Raw genomic sequence first — 15,464 nt, forward strand, 5'->3', positions numbered from 1 at the left:
AGGGCTCGCCCGCCGGGCGGGACGGTGTGGCCGCCGCGCGGGGTGTCGGAGACGATGCCGCCGGGGGTGGCGCCGGGGCGGTAGCAGGCGGTGGCGGTGCCCGCCGCGTTGAACAGCACCTCGACGCCCGGGTCGTCGTCGGTGGTGGTGTCCTCGAGGAAGTCGGGAGCCGGCGTCGGGGCGCCCCACTCGGGGGTGTACTCGACGATCTCGGACGGGTCGAAGCAGACGCCGCCGACGACGGTCACGTCCTTGTTGGCGGGGTCGGTGTTGCGCAGGCAGTGGCCGGCCCGGCCGGGGAGCCGGTTGACGCCGTCGACCTTGCGGCTGACCCGGGTCCGGGCCCGCTACGGCTGCCCCACCACCAGCAGCGCCTCCGCGCCGACCGCCTGGTAGCCCGCTGCCTGGAAGGCGCGGACGCTGGGGGCGTTGCCCGGGGCCTGCTGGGCCCAGACGACCCCGCCCTCCGGCAGCAGGTGCCGGGCGGCGGTGGCCAGCGCGCGGCCGAGGCCGCGGCCCCGGGCGTGCGGGTCGACCTCGACGGCCGCCTCCCAGCGCCCGGCCACGCCGCGGCCGAGGATCAGTACGCCGCCGTCGGCCTCGAACACCCGGACGTCCTCGCGGTAGCGCAGCGCCCGGACCACCCGGGGGTGCTCGCGGTCCTCGACCGGGCTGAGCGGCAGCGGCGGCTCGCCGGGGAGCCGGTCGGCGACGGAGAGCAGGTCGATGTTGTTGACGGTCCGCCCGGTGCGCGAGGCGAAGGCGGCCAGGAAGGGCGGACAGAGCGGCGCTGCCAGCGGGTCGCCCGGGTCGGCGGCCAGGGTGTCGTGCACCCAGGCCGGATCCTCGTCGGTGAACACCACGGCGTGCGCGGCGAAGGACACCACCCCGGCCTCGCGCGGCGAGGGCTGCGGCACCACCGTCACCGACCCGTCCGGCGGCGGGAACACCCCGCCCGCCGCGTCCGCCAGGATCTCGGCCAGTGTCCGTACGCTCATCGCAGTCCCCTCCCGGAAGTGTCGTCCCGCCCAGTTGATCAGCGTGCGCGCCGATGGACCAGCAGATAGCGCCAGAACAGCAGTTGGCGCAGCGTGAAGCCCGGCAGGTGCCGTGCCGCGTACGCCCGTACCTCGGCCAGGGAGGTCGTCGGCATCGCGACCGGGGCTGGCACGCCCGGCCTGGTGCCGCGTTCGCGCAGGTGGACGGCCAGGCGGCAGACGGCGTTCACCGGTACGGCGGCCAGGCCGATCAGCCGGTCCCGGGCCGTCTCCTCCCGGTAGCAGCCGAGCACCACCAGCACCCCGCCGGGCGCCAGCGCCTCCCGCAGCCGGTCGAGGGTGCCGATCGGCAGGTGGTGCAGGCTGGCCAGGCAGGAGATGTAGTCGTAGCGGCCGGGTGGCAGCTCCAGGTCCTCGATGTCCGCCTGGCGGAAGTGGATCCCGGACGCGTCGGCCCGGGCGGCGGCGATCACGGCGGCGTCGCGGTCCACGGCCTCCACCTCGACGCCCCGCCGGGCGAGGGCCCGGGCGAAGGCGCCCGTCCCGCAGCCGACGTCCAGCGCCCGGCGGGCCCCGGTGGGGAGCCTGCGCAGCAGCAACCGGTGGTAGTGGTCGTTGTGGTCGAAGGGCATCGCGCCAGTGTGCCAGGGCCCACCGCCTCCCGCCGCTGCTTTCCGCCCCCACCTCCCGCCGCTACTTCTTCCGAGCCCGGCTCGGCTGCACCCGGGTCGGCTCGCCCTCCGCCTTGGGGTGGTCGGGCGGGTACGGGAGTTCGCCGAGGCCCTCGTCGTGCAGCTGCTTGTCGTAGAGCTCCAGCAGGTCGTCCAGCCGGAACGCGTGCTGCTCCATCTCCGCGTTCAGGTCGCCGAGTTCGGCGAAGCGGGCGGGGACGGTGCGCAGGTCGAGGTCCTCGGGGGAGGCGTCGTCCAGCTCCTCCCAGCGCAGCGGGGTGGAGGCGGTGGCGCGGGGGCGGGCGCGCAGCGAGTAGGCGGAGGCGATGGTGCGGTCGCGGGCCATCTGGTTGTAGTCGACGAAGATCCGCTCGCCGCGCTCCTCCTTCCACCAGGCGGTGGTGACCTTCCCGGGCATCCGCTGCTCCAGCACCCGGCCGAGGGCGATCACCGCGTGCCGCCCGTCGGTGAAGGTCCACTCGGGCACCAGCGGGACGTAGACGTGCAGGCCGCGTCCGCCGGAGGACTTGGGCCAGCCGCGCAGCCCGTACTCCTCCAACAGGGCGCGCAGTTCGTGGGCGGCGCGGACGGCGTCGCGGAAGTCGGTGCCGGGCTGCGGGTCGAGGTCGATCCGCAGTTCGTCCACGTGGTCGGTGTCGGAGCGCCGTACCGGCCAGGGGTGGAAGGTGAGGCAGCCCAGGTTCGCCGCCCACAGCACGGCGGCCGGCTCGGTCGGGCAGATCTCGTCGGCGGAGCGGCCGCTGGGGAAGTTGATCCGGGCGGTGGGCAGCCAGTCCGGCAGGCCCTTGGGTGCTCGCTTCTGGTAGAAGAACTCGCCGTCCACCCCGTCGGGGAAGCGCTGCAGCGTGGTCGGCCGGTCCCGCAGCCCGCACAGCACCCCGTCGGCGACGGCCAGGTAGTACTGCGCGACGTCCAGCTTGGTGAAGCCGCGCTCGGGGTAGTACACCTTGTCCGGGTTCGACAGCCGGACGGTCCGCCCGGCGACTTCCAGTTCCACGGCTGAGCCCATGGCTCACACGCTAAGCGCGCCGCGCCCGGCGCGCGTCCCGAGGTGAACCCGGCGAGGATCGGTCGCATGGACCTGCCCGTGATGCCGCCGGTGGCGCCGATGCTCGCCAAGTCGGTGCCCAAGATCCCGCCGGGGATGCAGTACGAGGCCAAGTGGGACGGCTTCCGCACCCTCGTGTTCCGCGACGGCGACGAGGTCGAGCTCGGCAGCCGTACCGGCAAGCCGCTGACCAGGTACTTCCCCGAGCTGGTCGAGGCGTTCAAGCGCGAGCTGCCGCCCCGCTGCGTGCTGGACGGCGAGGTGGTGATCGCCCGGGACGGGCGGCTGCGCTTCGAGGAGCTCCTGGAGCGCATCCACCCCGCGGCGAGCCGGGTGCGGCTGCTCGCCGAGCAGACCCCGGCCTCCTTCGTCGCCTTCGACCTGCTCGCCCTCGGTGACGACTCGCTGGTGGACGAGCCGCTGTCGGTGCGCCGCCCGGCCCTGGAGGCGGCGCTCGCCGGGGCCGCAGACCCGGTGTTCACCGCCCCGGCCTCCACCGACCGCGACCTCGCCGGGACCTGGTTCGCCGAGTACGAGGGCGCCGGCCTGGACGGGGTGGTGGCCAAGCCGCTGGACCAGCCGTACCGGCCGGGGGAGCGGACCATGTTCAAGATCAAGCACGAGCGCACCGCCGACTGCGTGGTGGCCGGCTACCGCGAGCACAAGAGCGGCCCGGTGGTCGGCTCGCTGCTGCTCGGCATCTACGACGGCGAACGCAGGCTCCAGCACGTCGGCGTCTGCGCCGCGTTCTCGATGGCCCGCCGTCGCGAACTGGTCGAGGAACTGACGCCGTTGCGGATGGACGACCTGGCCGAGCACCCCTGGGGCGCCTGGGCGGAGGAGGCCGCCCACGCCGAGGGGCGGCTGCCGGGCGCGGTCAGCCGCTGGACCGGCGGCAAGGACCTGTCCTGGATCGCGCTGCGCCCCGAGCGGGTGGTCGAGGTCGCCTACGACCACATGGAGGGCAGCCGGTTCCGGCACACCGCGCAGTTCCGCCGCTGGCGGCCGGACCGCTCGCCGGAGAGCTGCACCTACGCGCAGCTGGAGGAGCCGGTCTCCTACGACCTCGGCAAGGTGCTGGGTGTCCGACGCATGTGACGGCTCATCAGAGGCGCCAGGGGCCTGACCCGGTGGACCGGGTCAGGCCCCGGAACGCGACGCCGCGGTGGCGAGCAGCCCGGTCGGGGCCAGGGCGGCGGCGGTGCCGCGGACGGCGCCCCGCGCTCGGCCGAACGGGTGAGCACCGGCATGCCGCCCCCATCCCGGGCCCCAGCTCGGGCACGATCGTTTAGCCCAGCTGTGGCCGCCCTTAAGAATTCCTCGATGGACCGCACCCGCCCTGACCAGGCAGATTTCTGCCTGCCCGGAGTGCGCCCGTCAACGGCGGTCGAACCGGGCCACTCGGCCTGCCCGACCCTCGAAGGCCGTCCCACCCGCACGTCAGGAGCCGTCGCCCGTGAAGGCACTCGTCAAGCAGAAGGCCGAGCCCGGTCTCTGGATGATCGACGTCCCGAAGCCCGAGATCGGCCCCGGCGAGGTGCTGATCAAGGTGCTGCGGACCGGTATCTGCGGGACCGACCTGCACATCCGCAAGTGGGACGGCTGGGCGCAGCAGACCATCAAGACCCCGCTGGTGCTCGGCCACGAGTTCGTCGGCGAGGTCGCCGAGATCGGCGCCGGCGTCGCGGACATCGCGGTCGGCGACCTGGTCAGCGGCGAGGGCCACCTGGTCTGCGGCAAGTGCCGCAACTGCCTGGCCGGCCGCCGCCACCTGTGCCGCAACACCATCGGCCTGGGCGTCAACCGCGACGGCGCCTTCGCCGAGTACGTGGCCCTGCCCGCCTCCAACGTCTGGGTGCACCGGGTGCCGGTCGACCTGGACGTGGCCGCGATCTTCGACCCGTTCGGCAACGCCGTGCACACCGCGCTGTCCTTCCCGCTGGTCGGCGAGGACGTGCTGGTCACCGGTGCCGGCCCGATCGGCATCATGGCCGCCGCCGTGGCCAAGCACGCCGGTGCCCGCAACGTGATGATCACCGACGTCTCCCCGTACCGCCTCGACCTGGCCCGCCAGGTCGGTGTGACGCTGGCGCTCAACGTCGCCGAGCACACCATCGAGGAGGGCCAGCAGAAGCTGGGCCTGCGCGAGGGCTTCGACGTCGGCCTGGAGATGTCCGGGCGCCCCGAGGCGATGCGGTCGATGATCGCCAACATGACCCACGGCGGGAAGATCGCCATGCTGGGTCTGCCCGCCGAGGAGTTCCCGGTGGACTGGGCCTCGATCGTCACCTCGATGATCACCATCAAGGGCATCTACGGCCGCGAGATGTTCGAGACCTGGTACGCGATGTCCGTGCTGCTGGAGGGCGGCCTGGACCTCAGCCCGGTGATCACCGGCCGCTACTCCGCCGACGCCTTCGAGGCCGCCTTCGACGACGCGGCGAGCGGCAACTGCGGCAAGATCATCCTCGACTGGACCGCCTGAGCACCCCGCTGACGCAAAAGGAGCCTGTTGTGTTCGACAACGTGCGCGCCGACATCGCCGCCACCCTCGACGAGATCCGCGAGGCCGGCCTGTTCAAGCCCGAGCGGGTCATCGGCACCCCGCAGAGCGCCGCGGTCACCGTCACCGGCGGCGGTCGCCCGGGCGAGGTGCTGAACTTCTGCGCCAACAACTACCTCGGCCTGGCCGACCACCCCGAGGTGCTGGCCGCGGCCAAGGACGCGCTGGACCGCTGGGGCTACGGCATGGCCTCGGTCCGCTTCATCTGCGGTACCCAGGACGTGCACAAGGAGCTGGAGGACCGCCTCTCGGCGTTCCTCGGCCAGGAGGACACGATCCTCTACTCCTCCTGCTTCGACGCCAACGGCGGCGTTTTCGAGACCCTGCTGGACGACCGCGACGCCGTCATCTCCGACGCGCTCAACCACGCCAGCATCATCGACGGCATCCGGCTCAGCAAGGCCCGCCGCCACCGCTACGCCAACCGCGACATGGCCGACCTGGAGCAGCAGCTCAAGGAGACCCAGGACGCCCGCCGCCGCCTGATCGTCACCGACGGCGTGTTCTCGATGGACGGCTACGTCGCCCCGCTGCGCGAGATCTGCGACCTGGCCGACCGCTACGACGCGATGGTCATGGTCGACGACTCGCACGCCGTCGGCTTCGTCGGCGCGGGCGGCCGCGGCACCCCGGAACTGCACGGCGTGATGGACCGGGTGGACATCATCACCGGCACCCTCGGCAAGGCGCTCGGCGGCGCCTCCGGCGGCTACGTCGCGGCCCGCCGCGAGATCGTCGCCCTGCTGCGTCAGCGCTCGCGCCCGTACCTGTTCTCCAACTCGCTGGCCCCGGTGATCGCGGCCGCCTCGCTGAAGGTGCTCGACCTGGTCGAGCAGTCCAACGAGCTGCGCGAGAAGCTGGCGGCCAACACGGCGCTGTTCCGCGGCAAGATGACCGAGGCCGGCTTCGAGATCCTGCCCGGCGACCACCCGATCGCCCCGGTGATGATCGGTGACGCGGCCAAGGCGGGCCGGCTCGCCGAGCTCCTGCTGGAGCGCGGGGTGTACGTGATCGGCTTCTCCTACCCGGTGGTCCCGCACGGCCAGGCCCGGATCCGGGTGCAGCTGTCCGCGGCGCACTCCACCGAGGACGTCGAGCGCGCCGTCGCGGCCTTCGTGGACGCGCGCGCCGCACTGGGGGAGTAGTCCCCGCCGGGCCCGGCAGGGGCCCGCACCGACTGCCCGCGGGCCGGACCGCTCGGAACCGGACCGGCCCGCGGGCGAACAACCGCCGTGCGGTGGAGGCGAATCGTCTCGCCTCCGCCGCGCGGCCCACCAACCACCTGCCGCACCCTCCCGCCACGGGGGTGGGGCGCCGGCCCGCACCGGCGCCCCACCCCCGTTCGCGGTTTCCGGGATCAGTCGTCCCGCCTTGGCCGTGGGCCGCCGGTCAACAGCTGAGATGGACTCGGTCGGAAAATACGTCAACTGTCGTAAGCGGCGCGAGGGCCGGGCCGGCTTCAGGCCCGGTCCCGAACCGGGAGATCACAGGCGGCGGAGGAACACGTCCGTGAAGGTGTTGGTGTCGCCCGCCACCAGGTTGCCGTCCTCCGCGTCGAAGACCACGGTGTCGCCGGTGGCGTCGATGCGCGGGTTGTAGGAGCCGCCGGTGGCCTGCGCGCCGTCCTCGGTGAGGCTGACCCGCTCGATCCGGCCGGTCCACAGGTCCCGGCGGAAGACGTCGGTCTGCTGGTTGGTGTCGCCCGGGACCAGGTTGTCGGCGTCGGAGTCGAAGTAGACCCAGCGGTCGTCGGAGGTCATCACCGGGTCGTAGGAACCGCCGGTGGTCGTGGTGCCGGGCAGGAAGGTGTTGATCCGGGTGCGCTTGCCGGTGGCCGGCTCAAGGGCGTAGAGGTCCATCCGGATGCCGTGCGAGCCGGGCTTGCCGGCGCCGTGGACCGGCAGGCCGTAGAGGGCGTAGCGGCCGTCGGCGCTGATCCGGGCGTCGATGCCGGTGCCGGTCAGGGCGCCGGTGTCGTCCAGGCTGGCGCCGGTGGTCCTGCCGGTGTCGGCCTTCCAGACGAAGTACGGGTAGAACCGGGGCCCGGCCAGTTCGGCCGTCGCGGCCGGGGTGGTGGTGCCGGCAGCGGGAGGCGGGACGAGGTTGCCGGCCCGGGAGGTGAAGCCGACGGTGCTGCCGTCGGCGCTGATGGTCGGGCCGAAGGAGTTGTTGTCGGCGGTGTTGCCGTCGAAGCCGGTGGTGATCAGCCGGGTGGTGTGGGTCCAGCGGTCGGTGACGAAGATGTTCTCCTTGCCGCGCCGCACGCCGGGGGCCAGGTCGGTGCGGTTGGAGGCGTAGGCGATGTAGCGGCCGTCCCGGCTCAGGGTGGGATTGTCGGCGCCGCGGACGGTCTCGTCGTCGGTGGTGGTGAGGTCGCCGGTGGTGATCAGCTCGGTGCGGCCGGTCCAGCGGTCGCGGACGAAGACGTCGCTCTGGTGCTTGGCCTGGCCGGGCACCACGTTGGTGGCGGTGGTGGTGAACGCGACGTAGCGGCCGTCGCCGCTGATCGAGGCGTCCGAGGTGGGCGCGTTCAGCCGCGCGCCGTCGTCGGCGACGCTGACCCGCTCGATGTGCCCGTTGCGAAGGTCCCGTACGTAGACCTCGCTGGCGTTCGGGGTGCCGTCGACGGGCAGCAGGTCGGTCGCGGCCGACGAGAACAGCGCGGAGCGGCCGTCGGCGCTCAGGCCGAGCGTGTTCGACAGGCCGTTGAGCTGCTCGCCCGTGGTGCCCTCGCTGACCCGGGCGGTGTCGCCCTTGGGCGGGCGGGCCTCGGCGGCCGGCATCGCGGCGCCGGCCACGACGGCGGCCGCCAGCACGCAGCCGGTACGGGCCAGCCGGCGGCGGGAACGAGCGGTGGTCATGGACATCCTCCCCTTGATGACGTGTGCCGGGCCCTCGAATCCCCGTGATCCCCAGCGGCCCGGCCCGGCCATGAGCCAAGCGTCGATCGAGCACGACGGTCAACGGGCCGAAGCGATCTCCGCCCGAAATACGCCACCGGTGGTACTGCCCCCGAAACGGCTCCCGGACGGTCCACTCCGTCGCGCTGGCAGAATTGGCCTGTGATCGACGCACGACGGCTGCGGACCCTGCGGGCCGTGGCGGACCACCGCACCGTGACCGCCGCGGCGGCCGCCCTCTACCTGACCCCCTCCGCGGTCTCCCAGCAGCTGGCCGCCCTGGAGCAGGAGACCGGCCATGACCTGCTGGCCCGCGAGGGCCGGGGCGTGCGGCTGACCGCCGCCGGGGAGATCCTGCTCGGCCACGCGGACGCCGTGCTCGCCCAGCTGGAGCGCGCCGAGGCCGACCTCGCCGCGTACAGCGCGGGCGTCGCGGGCGAGGTCACCGTCGCCTCCTTCGCCACCGGCATCTCGCACGTGCTCGCCCCGGCGATCGGCCTGCTCGCCGAGCGCGCCCCGGGCGTGCGGCTCAAGGTGCTGGACGCCGAGGGCGACGCCAGCCTGCCGATGGTGCTGGACGGCCGGGCCGACCTCGCCGTGGCCGTCGAGTACCGGGGCGCTCCGCGCGCCGACGACGCCCGGCTCACCCGGGTCCCGCTCTACGCCGAGCCCTTCGAGGCCGTCCTGCCGCTGGCGCATCCGCTGGCCGCCGAGCAGGGGCCGCTCGCCGTGGCCGCCCTGGCCGGCGATCCCTGGATCGGCCCCTACCCGGGCAACCCCTGCCACGACGTGGTGCTGCTGGCCTGCGAGCACGCCGGCTTCCAGCCCCGGCTGCTGCACTCCTCCGACGACTTCCGCGCCGTGGTCGCGCTGGCCTCGGCGGGCTCCGGTGTCGCCCTGGTGCCGCGGTCCGCGCTGCGCGGCGTGGACCTCTCCCGGGTCGCCGTCCGGCCGGTGGACAGCGAGCTGGCCACCCGGCGGGTCTTCGCCGCCGTCCGCGCGGGGGCCGACGGGCACCCGCTGATCCGCCCGGTGCTGGACACCCTCGCGGCGGCGGCGGCCGCCGGGGCCTGACCAACTGGCCTACGGGCGGAGGAAGTTCAGGGCCGTAGCGTCGCCAGCAGGCCGTCCACGATCGCGACCAGCCCCTCCTGCCGGGTGTCGGCGGCGGTCAGCTCCTCCCAGTCGCCGGCCAGCGAGGTGAGCCGGGGGAAGGCCGCCGGGTCGAGGGCGGCGAAGGCCTCGGCGCGGTACGGGCGCCCGGCCGGATCGGCGCGGCGGCGCCGGCGGCCGAGCCGGACGGTCAGCTCGCCGGCCGTGTAGTACCAGAGCACCCGGTAGACGTGGACGGCCTGTTCGGGGGTGAGCCCGGTGGCGATCGCCGCGTCCAGGATGTTCTCCACGATCCACAGCGCCGAGACCGCGAGCAGGTCGTCCGAGGCCAGCACCTCCACGATCCACGGGCACTCGGCCAGGATGTCGTACAGCACCCGGGCCGTGGCGATCAGCCGCTCGCGCGGGTCGGCGGGCAGCTCGGGCCGGGGGAAGGCCGAGGCGTGGCTCTCCAGGAGGAGCAGCAGCAGCTCGTCCTTGTCCTTGACGTGGTGGTAGAGCGCCATCGGGGTGCTGGAGAGTTCCTTGGCCAGCCGCCGCATGGACAGCTGCTCCGGCCCCTCCTCGGCCAGGATCGTCCGGGCCGCGGTGAGGATCGCCTCCCGGGACAGCTTGGGCGGTCGGCCGGTCCGGCGACCGGTCGGTGTGCTCTGTTCCATGCCCACATCCTCTCCTGTCCGCGCCGCGGCGGGTGCTGACGTCCCCTCCCCTGCCCGGCTGGCGGTCGCCCCGGTCTCCGGCTATGGTTTTCGTACGCGTAAGTTATACGCGTATAAAAACTATCGGAGGGGTCGATGGGATCGATGGGGGAGACGGAAGTGGCCAGGAACCACCGGGGGAGGGCGCTCGCCGCGGTGGCGCTGGCCCAGTTCATGGTCACGCTCGACATGACGATCGTGAACGTGGCGCTGCCGAGCATGGCGACGGGGCTGCACATCGAGCGCTCCCACCTGCCCTGGGTGGTCAACATCTACGCCCTCTGCTTCGGCGGCTTCCTGCTGCTCGGCGGGCGGATGGCGGACCTCTACGGGCAACGCCGGATGCTGGCCTGCGGCACGGTCGCCTTCGCGCTCGCCTCGCTCGGCGGCGGGCTGGCGCAGAACGAGGCCCAGCTGATCCTGGCCCGCGCGGTCCAGGGCGTCGGGGCGGCCGTCCTGGCGCCCGCCGCGCTCGCCGTCCTGACGCTGACCCAGCGCGAGGGCCGCGAGCGCACCCGGGCGCTCGGCGTCTACGCCGCCGTCTCGGCGGTCGGCGGTGGCGCCGGGGTGCTGATCGGCGGGTTGCTCGCCGAGTACGCGGGCTGGCGCTGGGTGATGTTGGTCAACCTGCCGATGGCGGTCGGCGCGCTGGTCCTGGCCCTCGGCGGGGTGCCCGGCGGCACCTTCGGCCGCCGCCGGGGCCGGCTCGACCTGGTCGGCGCGGTGCTCGCCACCGCGGGCGTGGGCCTGCTGATCCTCGGCGTGGAGCGCACCGGGCAGGTCGGCTGGGGCTCCGCCGTCACCCTCGGGACGCTGGCCGCCTCGGCCGTACTGCTGCTCGGCTTCGCGCTCTGGGAGCAGTACGGGCCGATGGCCGATCCGCTGATCCGGCTCGGCCTGCTGCGCCGACGCAACGTCCTCGGCGCCAACCTGTTCATGGCGCTGCTGGTCGGCGGCCAGTTCGGCGCGTTCTACTTCTCCACCCTGTACCTGCAGACCGTGCTCGGGTTCAGCGCGGCCCGGGCCGGGCTGGCCTTCCTGCCGCTGACCCTGTGCGTGGTGGTCGCCATCCAGATCTCCACCCGGCTGATGCGCCGGGGCGTGCCGGTCCGTCTGCTGCTGGTCCCCGCCGGGCTGGTCGGCGCCGCGGGCTTCGCCTGGTGGGCGGCACTGGAGCCCTCCGGCGGATACCTGGGTGACGTCCTCGTCCCCTCGATGGTCGCGGGCCTCGGCATCGGCTTCTCCTTCGTCCCGCTCACCGCGGCCGCCACCGGCGGACTCCCGCCGCAGGAGGCCGGGACGGCCTCGGCGCTGCTCAACTCGGCCCGGCAGATCGGCGGCGCGATCGGCCTCGCGGTGCTGGTGACGGCCGCCACCGCCCGCACCGACCACCGACTGGCCGCCGGGGCCGAGGCCAGTGCGGCGGCGACCGACGGCTACTCGCTCGGCTACCTGCTGGCGGCCGGCTTCCTGGCGGCCGCCGCGCTGGCCGCGGCGGTGGTCCTGCCCGGGCGGCGCACGCGGACGGCCGGCGTTCGCGCCGAGCCGGCCGGTTCGGAGTCGACCGCTTCCGGCCCGGCCGCCGAGCGCCGACCGGTGGGTGACACGGCCCGTTGAGCCCGGCTGTGCGGGGCCTCGGAGGAGACCCCGCACAGCCGATCGGTCGTCACGGCGCGATGGCGTGGCAGAAGCTCACCGCCGGGGTGGAGCTCTCCTCAGGCGGCCGGAGGAGCTGAAGCCGCACCGGAGGCCGAGTGAGAGCCGCCGGTTGAACGACGTCCGGAGCGGCTGATCACCGGCGAGTTCCGGCAGGGCTCATGAGGCGTCGTCCGCGGAAAGCCGTGCGGGGCCCGTGGAGAGAGCCTCCGCCTGCGTGATCCACACCCTGGCCAGGGAGGTGATCGCGCCGAACGAGGGGGGTGCCCGCGGTGGGTTGGTGGCGCAGGGGAGCTGGTGAATAGGGTGGGGGTGATGGTGTCGGCGCGCATTCGTGGAGAATCCGATGATTTCGCTCTCTGTTCCTGACGGCCTTCTTCCGGTGGGAATCGTCGGGCTTGGTGACATTGCGCAGAAGGCGTATCTGCCGGTTCTGGGCGGGTTGCCGGGGTTGGATCTGCGGTTGATGACCCGGGACGGGGCGAAGCTGGACCGGATCGGTGATGCGTACCGGATCGGCGCCGAACACCGGTTCACCGACCTCGGTGAGCTGATCGGCAGCGGCATCCGCGCCGCCTTCGTGCACGCCGCGACCGACCAGCACGTGCCGATCGTCGAGCAGCTGCTCACCGCCGGGGTCGACGTCTACGTGGACAAGCCGCTGGACCACACCCTGGACGGCGCCCGCCGATTGGTCGGGCTCGCCGACCGGACCGGCCGCTCGCTGATGGTCGGCTTCAACCGGCGCCACGCGCCCGGGTACGTCCAGGCCAAGGAACGGCCGCGTGACCTGATCGTGCTGCAGAAGAACCGGGAGGGCCTGGCCGAGGCCGCCCGCTCACTTGTCTTCGACGACTTCATCCACGTCGTCGACACCCTGCGGTTCCTCGCCCCGGGCGAGATCGAGCACGTGGACGTTCGCTCCCGCACTCGCGACGGTCTGGTCGAGCACGTCGTCCTGACTCTCGCCGGGGAAGGCTTCACGGCGCTGGGCCTCATGAACCGGGTCTCCGGTTCGACCGAGGAGGTCCTGGAGGTCTCCGGCGGCGACTCCAAGCGCGAGGTGCGCAACCTGGCCGAGGTGATCGACCACCGCGGCCAGCCCACCGTCCGCCGACGCGGTGACTGGGTGTCCGTCGCCCGCCAGCGCGGTATCGAGCAGTGCGTGACCGGCTTCCTGGACGCCGTCCGCACCGGGAAGACGATCGACGCCCACGACGCCCTGCGCACCCACGAACTGTGTGAGCAGATCGTCGAGCGCATCGAGACCGTCTGAGGCTGGTGGTGCGGCGGCGGCCGTCCAGCAGCCCGGCTTGGCCCGGCGCGTCCGCGCCCGCGCAGATGCCGGCGACCGTGCCGCCCGCCGCGTGGTGGGCGGCCGGCTTCTGCAGGGTGGCCGGGCTGTCCATGGCGCTGGTCCGCCCTGTCAGTCGTGGAGGTCTCCGAGCCAACGCATGGCGCTCAGGCTCGGCAGGAAGCAGTACTCGCCTCCGCGGGTGACGACGAAGCGGGGCAGTGGGGCGAGTCGGCGCCGGACGGGCCGCCGGGGGATGGTGTAGCCGGTCTGTCCGTCCGCGGCGCCGACGACGGGGTCCTTCGTGCTGCCGGCCCCGAAGAAGACGCCGTCGTTCATCCACTCCGACTGGACGAACTCGAACTGTCGGCCCAGGTGGGCGCCGATGAACGCGAACATCAGACCGCGGTCCGCTCCGTCGTCCTCCAGCACGCCTTCGGGCAGTGGCGGTCCGTAGACGGCGCCGCGCCGGATCATGCGGTGCAGCCGTACCTCGCCGGCCACCGAGGCGTCGCGCGGGTTGGCCCGGCGGATGTGGCAGCCGCCGGGAGTGGTGAATCCGATCGGGTCGTCCTGCTCGTACAGGAAGGTGTTGCGGCGGTGGCGGTCGGCGCCGAGGGTGGGGTCGTCGTGCTCCGGGGCGAGGGCCAGAGGAGCCCCGCTGCGCCACCGGCCCATGATCTTCGCGGCGATCAGTTCTTCGTCCTGGGCGCCGGTGGAGTTGTCCTTCAGGTAACGCCTGAACGCGGCGACGTCCTGGTGGAGTTTACGGAAGACCGCGTAGCTGCCGTTGCGCCCGAGCACGGCCGGCTGAGGTGTCTGGACACCGCCGATCTCATCCGGGTAGCCGAGGACGAACTCCCCGCTCTTCAGAGGCACTTCCAGCCCATTGGACCCTGGAATGCCGCTTCCTCCGACGGCCGGATGGCTGACGCCGTCGAGGTAGCCGAAGTGTTCCTTCTCGGTGGGCAGCGCGTAGCAGTCCTGTCTCCAGATCGCCGCCACGCCGGGCAGGCGGTCGTAGGCGGGCCGGGCGCGGTCCATGGCTGCCGCCAGGCGCGGGGGGTCGGGCGCGACCGCCGTGATCACCACATGGACGTCGCGGGTGCCGAGGGGTGCTTCCCAGTGCTGTGGGCTGCCGGCGCCCTCGTCGCGCAGTGCTCGTGCGCGGGCCGCCATGCCCTGCCGGAACTCCCAGGCGAACGACTCCAGCGATGAGCGTGGCACCCCCAGGGCCTGCAGACCCCAGTAGGTGACGGCGACACTGACCCAGGTGTCCCCCAGGGGGCTTGAGGTGTCGCCGGCGGAGGTCGCCGCCGCGCTCGCGCGCCGCATCAACTCCCGCCCCTGGGAGCGGTCGTCGATGCGGAAGACCAGGTACGTCGCCGCGTACGGCGTGGGGCGTGGGCTGAGGACCCCGCGCTGGATGTCGTCGAGTTCGAGTGTGACGTCCGTGGGTGCGCTCACGTCGGCCTCCCTGCGGCATCGCTATGAGACGAGGTTGCGCCAGAAGTTCCGCAGGCTGTCGTCCGCGCCGAAGAGCGTGCTGAAGATCGTGGAGTCGGCCAGCAGCACATCGGCCGCGCGATCGTCGCCAGGGGGCATCCACAGGAACATGTTGAACTCGGTGTTCCCGTCCTCGGTGAACGGATGGGGCCGGGAGGTGTCGATCGGCTGCCGGGCCAGCACGTGGATGGCCGTCGCCTCATCGGTCGTCACCGCGTAGTGCGGCAGGTGCATGTGGAAGTTGAAGTTCGTGACCCCGTTCAGCCACCCCCTCTCATCCAGATCCCTGACGGTCGACAGAGGAGCGATCCGGTTGTCCTCACCGATGGCGGGACGCAGCCCGTACCGGTTGATGACGGGCACGTCCAGGCCCTTCATCAGGTCGCGGACGTAGGTGGCGAACCGTTGCTGGCGAGGCACCAGGGGATCGCCGTGGTGGCGGTACTCCACCTCCCGCACGGACAGATCGTCCGACGCACCGACGTCGTGATGGGGCCCCAGGACCAGGCGGGCGTCCTCCCGCGCGAGGAAGGCCCGCAGTGCCTCGATCTCCCCCGGCTGCGCCTCCTGCCTGGTGATCATGTGGTCCAGTCCGAAGACGAACAGGACGTCCGTGTCGTCGAGTACCCGCTCATCGAGCGGGGTGTGGAAACCGGCCTGGTCGATGCGCTGGTAGACGGGGACGGGATGTCCGGTGACCTCTGCGGCGAAGTCCTGGAACGGCAGCCAGGCCCAGAAGAACAGCTCCAGCGATCCCGCGATGGTCTGCTGGAACCGATAGGGGTCCGACCACTTCGGGTCCTCGTAGGCCGGCCACGCCACCCGTCGGACCTCGGTCATGGTGGAGAACCGGTTGTCCAGCTCGGCGGCGTTGCGGCCCGCCTCGGCGGGATAGCTCCACGAGACGTAGACGCTCACACGACGCCCGGCAGGGGTGTACGTCCGGGGAATGTGCCGCTGGTTGTAGACCCGCGCTGTTGTGGCCTCGCTCATCGC

At 72.8% G+C, this 15,464-nt stretch carries 13 protein-coding genes and 1 pseudogene; 6 read left to right on the forward strand and 8 right to left on the reverse strand.

Annotated elements, in window-relative coordinates; translation table 11 throughout:
* The 4 genes and pseudogenes from ACFVWU_RS17965 to ligD form a co-directional block, all read right to left on the reverse strand.
* Window positions 1-248 (reverse strand): annotated as a pseudogene (locus ACFVWU_RS17965) (hypothetical protein); the annotation flags it as partial.
* Between the two features lie 99 nt (window positions 249-347).
* Window positions 348-998, reverse strand: a complete 651-nt coding sequence (locus tag ACFVWU_RS17970) for a GNAT family N-acetyltransferase (RefSeq protein WP_387621525.1) — start codon at window positions 996-998, stop codon at window positions 348-350.
* 38 nt (window positions 999-1,036) lie between these two features.
* Window positions 1,037-1,630 carry a class I SAM-dependent methyltransferase gene (locus ACFVWU_RS17975; RefSeq protein ID WP_387621528.1) on the reverse strand — a complete coding sequence of 198 codons (594 nt, stop codon included), beginning with the start codon at window positions 1,628-1,630 and terminating at the stop codon, window positions 1,037-1,039.
* Between the two features lie 61 nt (window positions 1,631-1,691).
* The gene (gene ligD, locus ACFVWU_RS17980; protein WP_387621531.1) at window positions 1,692-2,699 is read right to left on the reverse strand and encodes a non-homologous end-joining DNA ligase; all 1,008 of its coding nucleotides are present in this window, start codon (window positions 2,697-2,699) and stop codon (window positions 1,692-1,694) included.
* A 66-nt stretch (window positions 2,700-2,765) separates the two neighbouring features.
* On the opposite strand from ligD, the gene ACFVWU_RS17985 reads away from it, so the two are divergent.
* From ACFVWU_RS17985 to ACFVWU_RS17995, 3 genes are all read left to right on the forward strand, one after another.
* Window positions 2,766-3,836: an ATP-dependent DNA ligase gene (locus tag ACFVWU_RS17985; protein ID WP_387621533.1), complete on the forward strand. Its 1,071-nt coding sequence runs from the start codon at window positions 2,766-2,768 to the stop codon at window positions 3,834-3,836.
* Between the two features lie 358 nt (window positions 3,837-4,194).
* Window positions 4,195-5,223 carry an L-threonine 3-dehydrogenase gene (tdh, locus tag ACFVWU_RS17990; protein ID WP_387621536.1) on the forward strand — a complete coding sequence of 343 codons (1,029 nt, stop codon included), beginning with the start codon at window positions 4,195-4,197 and terminating at the stop codon, window positions 5,221-5,223.
* Window positions 5,224-5,252: 29 nt separating this feature from the next.
* Window positions 5,253-6,446 (forward strand): glycine C-acetyltransferase, encoded by a 1,194-nt coding sequence (locus tag ACFVWU_RS17995; protein WP_387621538.1) that lies wholly within the window; start codon window positions 5,253-5,255, stop codon window positions 6,444-6,446.
* 339 nt (window positions 6,447-6,785) lie between these two features.
* On the opposite strand, the gene ACFVWU_RS18000 is transcribed toward ACFVWU_RS17995, so the two are convergent.
* The gene (locus ACFVWU_RS18000; RefSeq protein WP_387621541.1) at window positions 6,786-8,162 is read right to left on the reverse strand and encodes a hypothetical protein; all 1,377 of its coding nucleotides are present in this window, start codon (window positions 8,160-8,162) and stop codon (window positions 6,786-6,788) included.
* A 201-nt stretch (window positions 8,163-8,363) separates the two neighbouring features.
* On the opposite strand from ACFVWU_RS18000, the gene ACFVWU_RS18005 reads away from it, so the two are divergent.
* Window positions 8,364-9,275 (forward strand): LysR family transcriptional regulator, encoded by a 912-nt coding sequence (locus ACFVWU_RS18005; protein ID WP_387621543.1) that lies wholly within the window; start codon window positions 8,364-8,366, stop codon window positions 9,273-9,275.
* 26 nt (window positions 9,276-9,301) lie between these two features.
* On the opposite strand, the gene ACFVWU_RS18010 is transcribed toward ACFVWU_RS18005, so the two are convergent.
* A complete protein-coding gene (locus ACFVWU_RS18010; protein ID WP_387621546.1) occupies window positions 9,302-9,973 on the reverse strand; it encodes a TetR/AcrR family transcriptional regulator in 672 nt (223 codons plus the stop codon).
* Window positions 9,974-10,132: 159 nt separating this feature from the next.
* On the opposite strand from ACFVWU_RS18010, the gene ACFVWU_RS18015 reads away from it, so the two are divergent.
* Both ACFVWU_RS18015 and ACFVWU_RS18020 read left to right on the forward strand, forming a co-directional pair.
* Window positions 10,133-11,629: an MFS transporter gene (locus ACFVWU_RS18015; RefSeq protein WP_387621549.1), complete on the forward strand. Its 1,497-nt coding sequence runs from the start codon at window positions 10,133-10,135 to the stop codon at window positions 11,627-11,629.
* A gap of 385 nt (window positions 11,630-12,014) precedes the next feature.
* A complete protein-coding gene (locus ACFVWU_RS18020; RefSeq protein WP_387621552.1) occupies window positions 12,015-12,944 on the forward strand; it encodes a Gfo/Idh/MocA family protein in 930 nt (309 codons plus the stop codon).
* A gap of 150 nt (window positions 12,945-13,094) precedes the next feature.
* Here the strand turns inward: ACFVWU_RS18020 and ACFVWU_RS18025 are convergent, their stop codons facing one another.
* Window positions 13,095-14,429 (reverse strand): Dyp-type peroxidase, encoded by a 1,335-nt coding sequence (locus tag ACFVWU_RS18025; RefSeq protein ID WP_387621556.1) that lies wholly within the window; start codon window positions 14,427-14,429, stop codon window positions 13,095-13,097.
* 21 nt (window positions 14,430-14,450) lie between these two features.
* Window positions 14,451-15,461, reverse strand: a complete 1,011-nt coding sequence (locus tag ACFVWU_RS18030; RefSeq protein ID WP_387621559.1) for a hypothetical protein — start codon at window positions 15,459-15,461, stop codon at window positions 14,451-14,453.
* Between the last annotated feature and the right edge of the window lie 3 nt (window positions 15,462-15,464).

Origin of the sequence: Kitasatospora sp. NPDC058190 (assembly GCF_042883685.1) — a bacterium.
In the GTDB taxonomy this organism is placed as follows: Bacteria; Actinomycetota; Actinomycetes; order Streptomycetales; family Streptomycetaceae; genus Kitasatospora.